Here is a 13909-nt window from a genome sequence, read left to right on the forward strand (position 1 = left end):
GGTGGTATGTCCCTAAGCTTGCGTGGTGAATTCTCGACACACCGGCGGGCGCCCATGACCTGGGTGGGACTGGCTATCGCCCTCGTCGGCGCGCTCGGGTACGCCCTGGGCGCGGCGCTGCAGCAGTTCGAGGCGGTGAGCGAGGGAGCGACCCTCGCCCTCGTCAGAAGGCCCCGCTGGTGGATCGGCGGGGTGATCGGTTTCACCGGGGCGTCGTTGCACGCGGTCGCCCTCAGCATGGCGCCGCTCGTCGTCGTCCAGCCGGTGAGCGTGGCGACGCTCGTCTTCGCGGTGCCGCTCGCCGCCACACTGCACGGCAGACGCCCGCGCCGGGCCGAGATCGCCGGGTCGATCGCGGTGGCGGTGGGACTGCTCGGCCTGATGCTGCTGGTCCCGGCGCACAACGTCACCCCGGTCCTGTCGGACGGGGACGCCATCGGGCTGATCGCGTGCGTCGGCCTGGTGGTCGCCGTCACGTTCATCCTGGCGCGCCGGCTCAGGGGCCCGGCGAAGGCGCTGCTGATGGCGGTCGGCGCCGGCGCGGTCACCGCGACCGTCTCCACGTTCGTCCGGGTCGTCGGCGGCGGGCTCGAAGGCGACCTCGGCCGCCTGCTGCACTGGTTCACCCTGGCCATCCCGGTGCTGCTGGTCTGCGCCGTGGTGCTGCTGCAGAAGTCGTACGCCGTGGGCTACTTCGGCATCGCCTACGCCGGGGTCCAGGTCGTCGACCCGATCACCTCGGTCACGGCTGGGGCGCTGCTGCTGGGCGAGTCGCTGCCCACGGGAGTGGACAAGGTGATCCCCGCGCTGCTCGCCGCCGCCCTGCTGATCGCCGGGACGATCACCCTCGGCCGTCTCGCGCCCGACCATTCGAAGCGCGTGCCCGCTCCGGCCGGGCCGGACAGGATCGGCGAAGCGGTGAGTACGCCCGAGGCGGCGTGAGCTCCCGCTTTCAGGGCCGCCAGTCGAAGACCGGGTCGAACTGCCGCATCGCGACGTTCGGCCCGAAGCGGCCCACCGCACGCATGGCGCCGTCGCGCAGCGTGACCGCCAGCGGGTTGCGCCACCGGGTGAGCCGGCCGATCGCCCGTGACCTTCGCACGATCGGCGTCGTCCGCGCCAGCCGTTCCCTGCTGTAGACGGCCAGCCCCGCGGCCGGGTCGTCGTGAGGTGAGACGCGTTCGGCGAGCACCACGGCGTCCTCCATGGCCTGGCAGGCGCCCTGTCCGAGGTTGGGCGTCATGGGGTGCGCCGCGTCGCCCAGCAGCGCGACCCGCCCCGCGTGGAAGGCGGGCGGCGGGGCGTCCAGGCAGTGGATGTCGTGGCGGAGCACGGCCTCCGGGTCCGCGGCGGCCAGCAGTGCGGGGATCGGGTCGTGCCAGCGGCCGAACAGCCGGAGCAGCTCGTCCCTCTCGTCTGCCGCGCGCAGGCCCGCCGGGACCGGCGCGGTGGCGTAGCAGTACACCTGGCCGCCCACGAGCGGCATGACCCCGAAGACGAGCCCCGCCCCCCAGGTCTCCGACGCGCCGGTCTCTCCGGCCAGCGGCACGATCATCCGCCAGCTCGTCACGCCCGCGTAGACCGGTGCGGGATGCCCGGGGAACAGGGCCGACCGGGTCCGTGACCTGATCCCGTCCGCCGCCACGACCAGGTCGGCCTCGATCGTCTCCGCCGTCCCCCGCACGGTGACGCGGCCGGTCGCGGGGTCGACGGACTCGACCCGGGTGTTCAACCGCAGGGCGCCCTGCGGCAGGCGCTCGGCGAGGATGCCGACCAGCGACGACCGCGCGAGCAGCACGATCGGGTCGCCGTACCGCGCGGCGGCGTCCTCGGCGGTGGTGCGGGACAGCCACCGGCCGTCCGGCACCCGGATGCCGCTGCGGCCCTGGATCGCGGAGAGCCTCCTGACCTCGTCGCCGGCGCCGATCACGTCGAGCGCCCTGAGCGCGTTGGGCGCGACGGCCAGCCCGGCGCCCACCGGTTCGAGCGACGCCGCCTGTTCCAGGACGGTCACCGACCAGCCTTTGCGTGCGAGGGCGAGGGTCGCCGTCAGCCCGCCGATGCCCGCCCCGATCACCACTGCGTGCGCCATGCCCGCCTCCTCCTCACTACATCTGTAGTAAGCATACTACGGCTGTAGTCCCCCCCTACGATGTGAGGGTGAGCAGTCAGCGGACGGTCCTCGTGGCGGACGCGGCCATCGCGATCCTGGCCGAGCGGGGGATGCGCGGTCTCACCCACCGGGCGGTCGACGAGGTCGCCGGGCTGCCGCCGGGGTCCACCTCGAACCACGCGCGCACGCGGGCGGCGCTGCTGGAGCTCACGCTGGCCCGGCTCGCCGAGCGCGAGGAGGCCGTCTTCGCCGCCGCGGCCACCCAAAGCGCGGCCGTGCCCCCAGTCGTGTCCCCGGACGCGGACGAGATGGCGGATCTCCTGGCGAGGGCGGTGCACGCGGCGGTCACCGAGCACCGGGAGACCACGATCGCGCGCTACGAACTGGCGCTGGAGGCGACCCGGCGTCCCGAACTGCGCAAGACGTACGACGGGATGGGGCGCCGGTTCCGTGAGCAGGCCGCGGCGATGCTGGCCGCCGCCGGCTCGCCCGACCCCGTACGGCGCGGCCGCCGGCTGGTCGCCTACGTCGAGGGGCTGCTGTTCGACGCGGTCGTCGGCGCGGGGGGCGTGCCGCCCGTCGAGGATCTGAAGGCCGCCTTCCGGGACCTGCTCCGCGTCGTCACGAGCGTGTGACCTACCGGGCGGCCGTCAGACGGGCGCGGTGGGCCGGCCACTCGTCGTCCAGGATCGAGTAGTAGGGGCTGTCACGCCAGGTGCCGTCGGGGCGGCGGTACTGCCGCCTGAGCACGCCCTCCCGCACGCCGCCGATGCGCTCGATGGCGGCCTGGGACCGCAGGTTGCGGATGTCCGTCTTCAGCACCACGCGGACGAACCCGAGAGCGAACGCGTGGTCGAGCATCAGGATCTTGCACTCGGTGTTGACGGCGGTGCGCCAGTAGGCCCGGCCGTACCAGGTGGAACCGATCTCCACGCTCCCGGCGAAGCCGCCGACCTCCCAGTAGCCGGTGGAGCCGATCGCCCGGCCCGTCTCCCTGTGGACCACGGCGAACTGCGTGGTGCGGGGGTCGCCGAGCAGCCCGCCCACGATCCGGCGCATGTCGTCCTCGGTCTCCGGCACCGGTTCCGGCCGGTGACGCCAGACCTCCTCGCCCCGCGCGGCGGCGAACAGGTCGGGCACGTGGCCGGGGGAGAGTGGCTCCAGGCGTACGACGCGGCCGTCGAGCACGGCCGGCGCGGGCATCTTCGCGGTCATGCGCCCGACGGTATCGGCGGCGCGTCCTCCTGGCGGAGGGCCACTCGGGCCCGATGTCGGGCGACCACTTCGCGGCTCTGTCGACACACATACCGGCTGGTCGGTATGCTTTTCCCGTGAACCCTGACCCGCCCGGCCTCGACCTCGTTCGCCTCGCCGGGCACCTCCAGCGTGCGGGCCTGACCCGAGGGCCTCTCACGGCCGAGCTGATCGTCGGGGGCAAGTCCAACCTGACGTACGTCGTCGGCGACGGTGAGAGCACGTACGTCGTGCGCAGGCCGCCCCTCGGGCACGTCCTCGCGACGGCGCACGACATGGGCCGCGAATACCGGGTCATGAGCGCGCTCCAGGACACCGGTGTGCCGGTCCCGCGCACCCATCACCTCTGCCTGGACGCCGACGTCGTCGGCGCGCCCTTCTACGTCATGGAGTACGTCGAGGGCGGACAGCCGCCGCTCACCCCCGCCCTCGCCCACCGGCTGGTCGACGTGCTGGCCGCGCTCCACTCGATCGCCCCGGAGAGCGTGGGCCTCGGCGACTTCGGCAGGCCGGAGGGCTTCCTGGAGCGGCAGGTCGCCCGGTGGAAGCGGCAGCTCGACGCCTCGCGCGGGCGCGAGGTCCCCGGCATCGACGACCTCTACGAGCGGCTGGCCAGGGACGTGCCCGTCTCCGGCGCGCCGGCGATCGTCCACGGCGACTTCAAGCTCGGCAACACGCTGATCGCCGGCGGCGAGGTGCGCGCCGTGCTCGACTGGGAGATGTCCACGCTCGGCGACCCGCTCACCGACCTGGCGCTGTTCCTCCTGTACGGCGAGTTCGCCACGCTCGACCGGGGCGCGGCGGGGGAGACGCCGCCCAGCTCCGAGCTGGCCGCCCACTACGGCGAGGCGTCCGGCCGCGACCTGTCCCGGCTCGGCTGGTACGTCGGCCTCGCCTGCTTCAAGCTCGCGGTGATCGCCGAGGGCATCCATTTCCGATACACCAAGGGGCTCACGGTCGGGGAGGGCTTCGCCGACATCGGCGACCAGGTCGCCCCGATCGTCGCCCGCGGGCTGATGGAGGTCTGAATGGACTTCGGGTTCGACGCGGCCACCGAGCGTTATCGGGAACGGCTGCTCGCCTTCATGGACGAGTGCGTCTATCCCGCGGAGCACGCCTTCCACGAACAGGCGGCAGGCAGTGGGTGGAGCCCGCCGCCCCTGCTGGAGGACCTCAAGGCCGAGGCCCGCTCGCGCGGCCTGTGGAACCTCTTCCTGCCGGGCGAACGCGGCGCGGGGCTGACCAACCTGGGGTACGCGCCGCTCGCCGAGATCATGGGCAGGTCGCCCGCCATCGCGCCGCCCGCCACCAACTGCGCCGCCCCGGACACCGGCAACATGGAGGTGCTCGCGGAGTTCGGCAGCGAGTGGCAGCGCAAGGAGTACCTGGAGCCCCTGCTGGCCGGTGAGATCAGGTCGGCCTTCGCGATGACCGAGCCCGAGGTGGCCTCCTCCGACGCGGCCAACATCGCGACCTCCATCAGGAGGGACGGCGGCGACTACGTCATCAACGGCCGCAAGTGGTACATCACCGGAGCGATGAACCCCAACTGCAAGGTCTTCATCGTGATGGGTAAGACCGACCCCGAGGCGCCCAAGCACCGGCAGCAGAGCATGGTGCTGGTCCCACGGGACGCCCCGGGCCTCACCGTACGGCGCGGCATGACGGTCTTCGGCTACGACGACGCCGACCACGGCGGCCACGCCGAGGTGGTGTTCGAGGACGTACGGGTGCCGGTGGACAACCTGATCGGCGAGGAGGGCGGCGGCTTCGCCATCGCCCAGGCGCGGCTCGGGCCAGGGCGCATCCACCACTGCATGCGGCTCGTCGGCATGGCCGAGCGGGCCGTGGAGTTGATGTGCCGCCGGGTGCTGGAACGGGAGGCGTTCGGCAGGCCGCTGGCCCGGCAGGGGGTGATCCAGGACTGGATCGCCGAGTCGCGGGTGCGCATCGAGCAGTTGCGCCTGCTGGTGCTGAAGACGGCCTGGCTGATGGACACGGTCGGCAACAAGGGCGCGCACACCGAGATCCAGGCCATCAAGATCGCTGGCCCGGCGACCGTGGAGTGGATCCTGGACAAGGCCATCCAGGCGCATGGCGCGGGCGGTCTCAGCCAGGACTTCCCGCTGGCGGCGTTGTGGGCGGGGGCGCGGTCGCTGCGCTTCGCCGACGGCCCCGACGAGGTGCACAAGCGGTCGCTGGCCTACCGCGAGCTCAAGAAGTACCAGGGGTGATATTTCGTGACATGGGATGAGGCGGCGGTCGCCGAGCACGCCAGAGCCTTCCTCGCGGAGCACGACCCGGCGGCCATGGACCGCCTGGAGTTCCTGCGCGCCCGGTTCGACGCCGGGCTGGCGTGGGTGCACTTCCCGGAGGGCCTCGGCGGGCTCGGCGCGTCCCGCGACCTGCAGGCCGTGGCCGACCGGGAGCTGAAGGGCACGCCGGACAACCAGCCGGGCCGGATCGGCATCGGCCTCGGCATGGCCGCCCCCACGATCCTCGCCTTCGGCACCGAGGAGCAGAAAAGGCGCTTCCTGCGGCCGCTGTGGACGGGCGAGGAGGTCTGGTGCCAGCTGTTCAGCGAGCCCGGCGCCGGTTCCGACCTCGCCACGCTCGCCACCCGCGCCGTACGGGAGGGCGACGAGTGGGTGGTGGACGGCCAGAAGGTGTGGACGTCGAGCGCGCACACCGCGCGCTGGGCCATCCTCGTGGCCCGCACCGACCCGGACGTGCCCAAGCACCGCGGGCTGACCTACTTCGTGTGCGACATGCACGCCCCCGGTGTCGAGGTGCGCCCGCTGCGCCAGATCACCGGCGAGGCCGAGTTCAACGAGGTCTTCCTCACCGGGGTGCGGCTGCCCGACGCGCTGCGGCTCGGCGAGGTGGGCGACGGCTGGCGGGTCGCGCAGACCACGCTCATGAACGAACGCGTCGCCATCGGCGGCACGCCGAGCCGGCGCACGATGATGGGCGTCGTCGCCGAGACCTGGCGTTCCCGGCCCGAGCTGCGCACCCACGACCTGCACCAGCGGCTGCTCAGGCTGTGGGTCGACTCGGAGGTCATGCGGCTGACCGCCGTACGGCTGCGCGAGCAGCTCGCCGCCGGGCATCCGGGGCCGGAGGGGTCGGGCATGAAGCTGGCCTTCGCCCGGCTGCACCAGGAGCTGTCGGGCCTGGAGGTCGAACTGCTCCGCGAGGACGGCCTCGCCTACGACGACTGGACCTTCCGCCGCCCCGACAAGGTCGACTTCGTCGGCAGGGAGGCGGGCTACCGCTACCTGCGCGCCAAGGGCAACTCGATCGAGGGCGGCACCTCCGAGATCCTGCGCAACATCATCGCCGAACGCGTCCTCGGCCTGCCCGCCGAGCCGCGCGCCGACAAGGACGTCGCCTGGAAGGACCTCCCCCGATGACGCTGCTGTACACCGAGGTGGAGGAGGAGCTGCGGGCCGCCGTGCGCGACCTGCTCGCCGCCAAGTGCTCCCCGGCCGCCGTCCTCGGCTCCGTCGAGTCCGGCGCGCCGTACGACGCGGACCTGTGGAAGGCGCTGGCCCGCGACGTCGGCGCGGCGGGGCTGCTGATCCCCGAGGAGCTCGGCGGCGCCGCCTCCCACGAGGGCGGGGCGTCGGCCCGCGAGGCCGCCGTCGTGCTGGAGGAGCTGGGCCGGGCCGTAGCCCCCGTGCCGTACCTGAGCAGCGCGGTCCTCGCCACCCAGGCCCTGCTGACGGCCGGGGGAGACGTCGCGGAGGAGCTGCTGACACGGCTGGCCGCGGGGGAGGCGACGGCCGCGCTCGCGGTGTCGTTCGCCGCCTCGCCGTACGCGCTCCCGAGCCCGGCGGCGACCCTCGGCGAGGACGGCACGGTGACCGGCACCGTCACCGGGGTGATCGGCGCGGAGGCCGCCGACGTCCTGCTCGTGCCGGTACGGCTCCCGGGGTCCGGGAGGCAGGGCACCGGCCTGTGCGCGGTGGAGACGTCCCCGGCCGGCCGGGAGGCGGTGCGGGTCACGCCGGTCACCTCCCTCGACCTGACCAGGCCGATCGCGACCGTGTCGTTCGGCTCCGCGCCCGCCCGCGTCGTCGCCACGACCGACGGCCCTACGGACAGCACGCGGGCGCCCTGGGTGCGGGAGGCGCTGACGCGCGGCGCCGGGCTGCTCGCCTCGGAACAGCTCGGCGTGGCCGAATGGTGTCTCACCACGACGGTCGCGTACGTGAAGGAGCGCAGGCAGTTCGCCCGGCCAGTGGGGTCGTTCCAGGCGGTCAAGCACCGGCTGGCCGACCTGTGGCTGGAGGTCGCCGGGGCGAGGGCCGCGGCCCGCAACGCCGCCGCCCGGCTGGCCGAGGCGTCCACCGCGGGGCCGCTGGGCGACGAGGCGGTGGCCGTGGCGGTGGCAGTGGCGGTGGCGCAGGCCCACTGCGGGGCGGTGGCGGTGCGCGCGGCAGAGGAGTGCGTGCAGCTCCACGGCGGCATCGGGATGACCTGGGAGCACCCCGCTCACCTCTATCTCAAGCGGGCCAAGGCCGACCAGATCGCGCTGGGCACGCCGGGCGACCACCGCGAGGCGCTGGCGGGCCCGGCCGGCCTTCCCGCCCCCGCGTGACTACGGGCGCAGCGAGTTGAGCAGGAGGTCGGCGAAGTGGCGGCCGACTTCCTGGCCGGACAGCGGGCCGTCGGGGTGATACCAGGTGCCGAGGTGGTGGACCGAGCCGAAGAAGAAGTCCACCACCATCTCGGCGGGGACGTCGTCGCGGAAGACGCCGTCACGCTGGCCCTCCATGACGAGGTCGCGGAACCGCTCGTGGTAGCGGCGCCGCTCGGCCCTGACGCTCTTGTACGCCTCCGGCGCGAGCTGGTGCATGGACCTGAAGAAGATCTTGGAGTCGTCCAGGTTGTCGACGGTGGTCACCACCACGTCCCTGGCCGCCGCGTGCAGCCGCTCGGCCACCGGGCCCTCGGCTTCGGCGAACCGGTTGAGGCGCTCCATCTGCAGGCGCAGCACCCGCGCGTAGATCTCGCGGAGCAGGTCGTCCTTGGAATCGAAGTAGTGGTACATGGCGCCCTTGGTGACGCCGGCCGCCGCGACGATCTCCTGCACCGACGTGCTCTCGAACCCTCGTCCGGCGAACAGCCGGGTGGCCTCGGCGAGCAGGCGCTGCCGTACCGGCTCCTCCAGGTGCGCGCGATCCCCCGTTACGCGGCGGGCCATGCCGACCTCCTTCGTGTCCCGGAAAAGCATACCGACTGGTCGGTCAAGTGTCGGCACTGGCGTATCTGCGCTACTTCCCTCACCTTAGGAGGGTTGGGATTCCCGGTCGGGTATCCCGGAGAAAACCGCATGCCTAGTGTGGGGGGTCCGCGTGCCCAATGGGTCCATTTACGTCCCTAGGGACGAAAGGTTCACCGGCGCGTCGCCGCAGAACCTGTACGAGACGTTCTGGTATGCCGGGCGCAAGAACCGGATCCGGATACGGGCGGTCATCGCCGCCGCGGGATTCGTCGTCGGCACCCTGGTGGGCCCGAAGCTCGGGCTGAACCTGATCGCCGCCGGCCTCGGGCTCGGCCTAATCGCGGGAGGCGTCGATCTGTTCGTCGCCTGGCGCCTGCACGAGCGTACGGCGGTGTGGCGGGGCAAGCGCCGTGGCGAGGTGCGCACTGGGCGGCTGCTGCGGCTCGGGCTGCGCCGGCACGGCTACCAGGTGATGGACGGCCGGGCCGTGCCGGGCGAGGTGTCGATCGACCACCTCGTCATCGGGCCGGGCGGCATCTGGATCGTGGACAACGAGGCGTGGTCGCCCGACACGCTGATCGCGCGGTACGGCGAGCGGTTGTTCTTCGACGAGAAGTTCGGCACCTCGGTCGCCAAGGGCCTCATCTCCGCCGCGGGGTCGATGGCCGCGCTGCTGACCAAGGAGACCGGCATCGAGGTCTCGATCGCCCCGGTGCTCGCCGTGCACGGCGGGAAGATCAAGGCCAGGGGCGGCGTGCTGCACGGCGAAGGGCTGACCGTCGCCTACCCGCTCAGGATCGCCGGCTGGATCCGTTCCCACGGTTCCGCGGACTTCACCGAGGAGCAGGTCGAGCTGCTGTCCCGCACGGCGGCCCGCATCCTGCGCCGCATGCGCTGAGCGCCTCCGGCGGCGTCGGTCGCGGCGGGTCGATTCAGGCGAAGGGAATCGACTCAGGCCAGCGTCTCGACGAACGCGGCGAGCTGGGCGACGTTGCGGCACTCGCGCATGGGGACGACCGAGCCGTACGACGTGGCGAGCGAGTCCCCGGTGTCCCAGTGGGCCATGGGCTCGGGGTTGAGCCAGTAGGCGTGCCTCGCCTGCCCGGCCAGCCGTTTCAGCGCGCCCAGCGCGGGAGCCTGGTAGTTGGACCGGGCGTCGCCCAGGATCAGCAGCGACGTCCGTGGTCCGACCGCGTCGGGGAACCGTTCTGCGAAGCGCTCGAAGACGCGGCCGTAACTGGTGCGGCCGAACCTGACGATGTCCGTCTCCTTGGTGAGGCGGCCGATGGCGTCCAGCACGTCCGCGCCGGGGGCGAACAGGCGGGTGATCTCGTCCACCTCGTCCACGAACGCGAACGCCCGCACCTTGGTGAACTGCTCCCGCAGCGCGAACGTCAGCAACAGCGTGAAGTGCGAGAACGTGGAGACCGAGTCGCTGGCGTCGCACAGCACCACCAGCTCGGGCCGGTGCGGGCGGGGCGGGCGCATGTGGGTGGTGAGCGGCACCCCGCCCGTCGGCAGCGACGCCCGGACCGTACGGCGGAAGTCGAGCCGCCCGCGCCGTCCGTGCTTGTGCCGGATCGTCAGCCGGGTGGCCAGGCGGCGGGCCAGCGGATAGACCTCCCGCCTGAGCCTCGCCAGCTCCTCCTTGGTGGCGCGCAGGAAGTCGACCTGGTCGATCGGCGGCCTGACCACTGACCTGGCGATCTTCTCGACCCCCGACTCCTCGGCGATCCTGCGGCGTACGTCGGCGGCGACGGCCTCGGTGAACGCCTCGGTGGTCCGCGAGATGTGCCGCCTGGCGACCTTCTCCGGCAGGCCGCCGCGCTCGTCGAGCATGACGGTGAGCATCCGGGCCACCAGCGTCTCCGGCGACAGCGCGCGCAGCACGGGGAAGGAGAACCACGACTGCCTGCCGGGGGCCGCCTGGACCTGCCCGAACCGTCCGACCATGGCCCTGGCGAACTCCCGGAACGCCGGATCGGCCGGGTCGCCCATGAGCAGCTCCGCCAGCCGCTCCCGCAGCTCGGGCAGCTCGGCGTTCTCCCCGACGGCGGTGGCTTCAGCACCGCCGCTGATCACCGGCGGGAACCACAGGTCGAAGAGCGTGTCGAAGCCCGGCCGGTGGGCGGGCCGCTTCACCAGCGTCGCGGCGTACGCCTCGCGCAGCGTCTCCCGGTCGGACAGGTCGACGACCATGAGCGCGCGGGCCGCGTCCAGCCCTTCGGCGGGCGAGACCGGCAGCCCCGCCGCCCGCAGCGCGTGGACGAACCGCACGTGCCGGTCCACGAGGGACCCCGGAGTCGTCATGACCGGGACGGCAGGCCGAGCTCCTTGGCGGCCCGCACCTGGTCGGAGTTGTGCTTGAGCACCACGCCCAGCGTCTCGCCGATCAGCGCCTCGTCCAGCTCGGTGCGGCCCAGCGCGAGCAGGGTGTGCGCCCAGTCGACGGTCTCGGCGATCGACGGCGACTTCTTCAGCTCCAGCGCGCGCAGCGTGGCCACCGTACGGGCGAGCTGATCGGCGATGCTCGCGGGCAGCCCGGGGATCCGCGCGAGCAGGATGTCGCGCTCCCGCTCCGGGGTGGGATAGCCGATGTGCAGATAGAGGCAGCGCCGTTTGAGCGCCTCCGACAGCTCGCGGGTCGCGTTCGAGGTCAGCACGACGTACGGCCGGCGCGCGGCGGTGATCGTGCCCAGCTCGGGGATCGTGACCTGGTAGTCGGACAGCAGTTCGAGCAGCAGTCCTTCGACTTCGACGTCGGCCTTGTCGGTCTCGTCGATGAGCAGCACGGTGGGCTCCTCGCTCCTGATCGCCTTCAGGAGGGGGCGCTCCAGCAGGAACTCCTCGGAGAAGATGTCGTCCCACGCGCCGTCGTCGGCCTGGATGCGCAGCAACTGCTTCTTGTAGTTCCACTCGTACAGCGCGCGTGCCTCGTCCAGGCCCTCGTAGCACTGCAGGCGGATGAGCCGGGCGCCGGTGGCCTCGGCGACGGCCTTGGCGAGCTGGGTCTTGCCCACCCCCGCCGGGCCCTCCGCCAGCAGCGGCTTGCCCAGCGCTCCAGCGAGGAACACCGACATCGCGGTGCCGTCGTCGGCGAGATAGCCGGCGGCTTCCAGCCGCTCGCGGACGACGTCGGGCGAGGCGAACCACATGTGCGCTCCAACCAAATAACCGAACTTTGTTCTACTCTAGCGTGATTTTGACCGCTCTGAGGTGTGCGATAACCTCTAAGAGTTCTGCGCCGCTAGCTCAGTTGGTTAGAGCAGCTGACTCTTAATCAGCGGGTCCGGGGTTCGAGTCCCTGGCGGCGCACCACATCGGAAGCCCAGGTCATCCGGCCTGGGCTTTCCGCGTTTCCCGGTCCTGGCCGGCGTGCAGGGACGCGAGCAGCCGGACGCGTTCGTCGTCCGCGCTGCCGGGCTCGGCGGTGTAGACGAGCAGGACCGGCCCGGGGTTGCCGGGCAGGGGATAGACGTCCCAGGTGAGGGTGATCTCGCCGACCTGCGGATGCCGGAAGAGCTTCGTCCCGTGGACCGTCTCACGCACCTCGTGCCGGGCCCAGAGCCGGCGGAAGTCCGCGCTGCGGATGCTCAGCTCACCGATGATCGTCGTGGCGCGCGGGTGGTCAGGGTCCGTCGCGATAGCGGACCGCAGCATGCCGATGTACTCCAGGGCGGTCGTCTCCCAGTCGGGGCAGTGCGCCCGGGTCGCGGGATCCTCGAACACGGCCATGAGCATGTTCCGCCGCGCGGGCGGCAACGTGGCCGGATCGCCGAGCAGCGCCTCGGCGAGCGGGTTCCACGCGAGCACGTCGAGGTGCCGGCCGAGCACCACGGCGGGAGCTCCCATGACGTGCAGCAGGCGCCTCGTGCTGTCCGGCACACGTTCCGGGGCGCGGCGGGTGCGCACGGCCGCCGGCCGCCGTGCCGCCCGGGCGAGGGTGAACAGATGCCGCCGAGCCTCGTCGTCGAGGTCGAGCGCGGAGGCGATGGCGTCGAGCACCTGGTCGGAGGGCCGCACCTCACGGCCCTGCTCCATGCGCTGGTAGTAGTCGGTGCTCAGCCCGGCCAGCAGCGCGACCTCCTCGCGCCGCAGGCCGGTCACCTTGCGGCGGGGCCCCGGCTCCAGGCCGACGTCCTGCGGGCGCAGCCGGCCGCGCCGGGCACGCAGGAAATCGCCGAGCTCACGGGCGTACGGGTGGTCGGCAGTCATGACGACAGTCTGCCGGTGCGGTCCGCGCCGAAGGTAGGTCTGGGGTTCCCAGGCACACGCGTACGACCGAATCCCGGCGCCCCCGCCCTAGCGTCGTCGCCATGACCGAATGGAACGCCAGCCACATCCCCGACCAGCACGGCCGGGTCGCCGTCGTCACCGGCGCGAACTCCGGGCTCGGCCTGGTCACCGCGACAGAACTCGCCCGGCGCGGGGCGCACGTCGTCATGGCCGTACGCGACACCGTCGCCGCCGAGCGGGAGGCCGGGGCGATCCGGCGCTCGGCGCCACGCGCCCGGATCGAGGTGCGCAAGCTCGACCTGGCCTCGCTCGCGTCGGTGCGCGAGTTCGCCAAGCATCTGGCTGACGGCTTCCCGGCGATCGATCTGCTGGTCAACAACGCGGGCGTGGTCATCCTCGGCCCCGCCCGCACGACGGCCGACGGGTTCGAGCTTCAGTTGGGCACCAACATGCTCGGCCACTTCGCCCTCACCGGCCTGCTGCTCGGCAGTCTCGGCCGGGCGGAGGCGGCACGGGTGGTCAGCCTCAGCTCGATCACCCACAAGAACGCCCACCTCGACTTCGACGACCTGATGTCGCGGCGCGACTTCAGAGCGAGCCGCGCGTACGGCCGGTCCAAGCTCGCCACCACCGTCTTCGGCCTCGAACTCGACCGCCGCCTGCGCGCCGCGGGCTCACCGGTCGTCAGTGTCGTCGCCCACCCCGGAATGTCCAGGAGCAACCTCACCCCCCGGGCCTGGGAGCACCGCCCCCGGTTGGGGCGGATCTTCAGCAGAATGGGGCTGCTGGCGACGCAGCCGGCCGAACGGGGGGCGCTGCCCCAGCTTTTCGCTGCGACCGCGCCCGGTGTGCGCGGCGGTCAGTTCTTCGGACCGTCCGGCCTCTTCGAGATGCGCGGCCGGGTCGTGGAGGTCCGCCCCAGCGCGGAGGCGGCCGACCCGGCCGTCGGGCGCCGCCTGTGGACCGCCGCCGAGGCCCTGACCGGCGTCGCCTACCTGTGAGGTCGTCGTGGTTCTGGCGGTTGGCGAGGTCGAAGAAATGGAACCTTCCAAATTCAGGTAAGCGTCCTGGCTAGG

Annotated in this window: 14 protein-coding genes and 1 tRNA gene; 9 read left to right on the forward strand and 6 right to left on the reverse strand. The window is 72.4% G+C overall.

Annotated elements, in window-relative coordinates; translation table 11 throughout:
* Positions 1-54: 54 nt before the first annotated feature.
* Positions 55-942: a DMT family transporter gene (locus HHX31_RS10820; protein WP_169947759.1), complete on the forward strand. Its 888-nt coding sequence runs from the start codon at positions 55-57 to the stop codon at positions 940-942.
* A 10-nt stretch (positions 943-952) separates the two neighbouring features.
* Here HHX31_RS10820 and HHX31_RS10825 read toward each other — a convergent pair whose 3' ends face one another.
* Complete coding sequence (locus HHX31_RS10825) at positions 953-2092, reverse strand: FAD-dependent monooxygenase (RefSeq protein WP_169947761.1); 1140 nt, start codon at positions 2090-2092, stop codon at positions 953-955.
* 68 nt (positions 2093-2160) lie between these two features.
* On the opposite strand from HHX31_RS10825, the gene HHX31_RS10830 reads away from it, so the two are divergent.
* On the forward strand, positions 2161-2748 hold the full coding sequence (locus HHX31_RS10830; RefSeq protein ID WP_311931728.1) for a TetR family transcriptional regulator C-terminal domain-containing protein: 588 nt from the start codon (positions 2161-2163) through the stop codon (positions 2746-2748).
* Position 2749: 1 nt separating this feature from the next.
* Here HHX31_RS10830 and HHX31_RS10835 read toward each other — a convergent pair whose 3' ends face one another.
* On the reverse strand, positions 2750-3328 hold the full coding sequence (locus tag HHX31_RS10835) for a GNAT family N-acetyltransferase (RefSeq protein WP_169947763.1): 579 nt from the start codon (positions 3326-3328) through the stop codon (positions 2750-2752).
* Between the two features lie 116 nt (positions 3329-3444).
* Between HHX31_RS10835 and HHX31_RS10840 the strand changes: the two genes are divergently transcribed.
* From HHX31_RS10840 to HHX31_RS10855, 4 genes are read left to right on the forward strand one after another with little or no spacing between them, the layout of a single operon-like run.
* The gene (locus HHX31_RS10840; protein ID WP_169947765.1) at positions 3445-4395 is read left to right on the forward strand and encodes a phosphotransferase family protein; all 951 of its coding nucleotides are present in this window, start codon (positions 3445-3447) and stop codon (positions 4393-4395) included.
* On the forward strand, positions 4396-5601 hold the full coding sequence (locus HHX31_RS10845; protein WP_169947766.1) for an acyl-CoA dehydrogenase family protein: 1206 nt from the start codon (positions 4396-4398) through the stop codon (positions 5599-5601).
* Positions 5602-5607: 6 nt separating this feature from the next.
* Positions 5608-6780 (forward strand): acyl-CoA dehydrogenase family protein, encoded by a 1173-nt coding sequence (locus HHX31_RS10850; RefSeq protein WP_169947768.1) that lies wholly within the window; start codon positions 5608-5610, stop codon positions 6778-6780.
* Positions 6777-7970, forward strand: coding sequence for an acyl-CoA dehydrogenase family protein (locus HHX31_RS10855; protein WP_169947770.1), 1194 nt, complete (start codon positions 6777-6779; stop codon positions 7968-7970). The genes HHX31_RS10850 and HHX31_RS10855 overlap by 4 nt, the downstream gene beginning before the upstream one ends.
* On the opposite strand, the gene HHX31_RS10860 is transcribed toward HHX31_RS10855, so the two are convergent.
* Positions 7971-8576 (reverse strand): TetR/AcrR family transcriptional regulator, encoded by a 606-nt coding sequence (locus tag HHX31_RS10860; protein ID WP_211589557.1) that lies wholly within the window; start codon positions 8574-8576, stop codon positions 7971-7973.
* A 151-nt stretch (positions 8577-8727) separates the two neighbouring features.
* On the opposite strand from HHX31_RS10860, the gene HHX31_RS34220 reads away from it, so the two are divergent.
* Entirely contained in the window at positions 8728-9495 is a 768-nt protein-coding gene (locus tag HHX31_RS34220; RefSeq protein WP_169947774.1) for an NERD domain-containing protein, read from the forward strand.
* A gap of 53 nt (positions 9496-9548) precedes the next feature.
* On the opposite strand, the gene HHX31_RS10870 is transcribed toward HHX31_RS34220, so the two are convergent.
* Both HHX31_RS10870 and HHX31_RS10875 read right to left on the reverse strand, forming a co-directional pair.
* Entirely contained in the window at positions 9549-10907 is a 1359-nt protein-coding gene (locus HHX31_RS10870; RefSeq protein ID WP_169947776.1) for a VWA domain-containing protein, read from the reverse strand.
* On the reverse strand, positions 10904-11752 hold the full coding sequence (locus HHX31_RS10875; protein WP_169947778.1) for a MoxR family ATPase: 849 nt from the start codon (positions 11750-11752) through the stop codon (positions 10904-10906). Before HHX31_RS10875 ends, HHX31_RS10870 begins: the two co-directional genes overlap by 4 nt.
* Before the next feature lie 86 nt (positions 11753-11838).
* Between HHX31_RS10875 and HHX31_RS10880 the strand changes: the two genes are divergently transcribed.
* Positions 11839-11915 (forward strand) — tRNA-Lys (locus HHX31_RS10880).
* Positions 11916-11930: 15 nt separating this feature from the next.
* On the opposite strand, the gene HHX31_RS10885 is transcribed toward HHX31_RS10880, so the two are convergent.
* Positions 11931-12812, reverse strand: a complete 882-nt coding sequence (locus HHX31_RS10885; RefSeq protein ID WP_169947780.1) for a helix-turn-helix transcriptional regulator — start codon at positions 12810-12812, stop codon at positions 11931-11933.
* A 101-nt stretch (positions 12813-12913) separates the two neighbouring features.
* Between HHX31_RS10885 and HHX31_RS10890 the strand changes: the two genes are divergently transcribed.
* The gene (locus tag HHX31_RS10890; protein ID WP_169947782.1) at positions 12914-13834 is read left to right on the forward strand and encodes an oxidoreductase; all 921 of its coding nucleotides are present in this window, start codon (positions 12914-12916) and stop codon (positions 13832-13834) included.
* Positions 13835-13909 lie beyond the last annotated feature (75 nt).

The sequence above is a fragment of the Microbispora sp. H11081 genome (assembly GCF_012999535.1).
Classification (GTDB): domain Bacteria; phylum Actinomycetota; class Actinomycetes; order Streptosporangiales; family Streptosporangiaceae; genus Microbispora.

Excerpts from the sequence above, each read along its gene's own strand:
- HHX31_RS10820 (WP_169947759.1), top strand. The coding sequence starts at position 55 with ATGACCTGGGTGGGACTGGCTATCGCCCTCGTCGGCGCGCTCGGGTAC.
- HHX31_RS10825 (WP_169947761.1), bottom strand. The coding sequence starts at position 2,092 with ATGGCGCACGCAGTGGTGATCGGGGCGGGCATCGGCGGGCTGACGGCG.
- HHX31_RS10835 (WP_169947763.1), bottom strand. The coding sequence starts at position 3,328 with ATGACCGCGAAGATGCCCGCGCCGGCCGTGCTCGACGGCCGCGTCGTA.
- HHX31_RS10845 (WP_169947766.1), top strand. The coding sequence starts at position 4,396 with ATGGACTTCGGGTTCGACGCGGCCACCGAGCGTTATCGGGAACGGCTG.
- HHX31_RS10855 (WP_169947770.1), top strand. The coding sequence starts at position 6,777 with ATGACGCTGCTGTACACCGAGGTGGAGGAGGAGCTGCGGGCCGCCGTG.
- HHX31_RS10860 (WP_211589557.1), bottom strand. The coding sequence starts at position 8,576 with ATGGCCCGCCGCGTAACGGGGGATCGCGCGCACCTGGAGGAGCCGGTA.
- HHX31_RS10870 (WP_169947776.1), bottom strand. The coding sequence starts at position 10,907 with ATGACGACTCCGGGGTCCCTCGTGGACCGGCACGTGCGGTTCGTCCAC.
- HHX31_RS10875 (WP_169947778.1), bottom strand. The coding sequence starts at position 11,752 with ATGTGGTTCGCCTCGCCCGACGTCGTCCGCGAGCGGCTGGAAGCCGCC.
- HHX31_RS10885 (WP_169947780.1), bottom strand. The coding sequence starts at position 12,812 with ATGACTGCCGACCACCCGTACGCCCGTGAGCTCGGCGATTTCCTGCGT.
- HHX31_RS10890 (WP_169947782.1), top strand. The coding sequence starts at position 12,914 with ATGACCGAATGGAACGCCAGCCACATCCCCGACCAGCACGGCCGGGTC.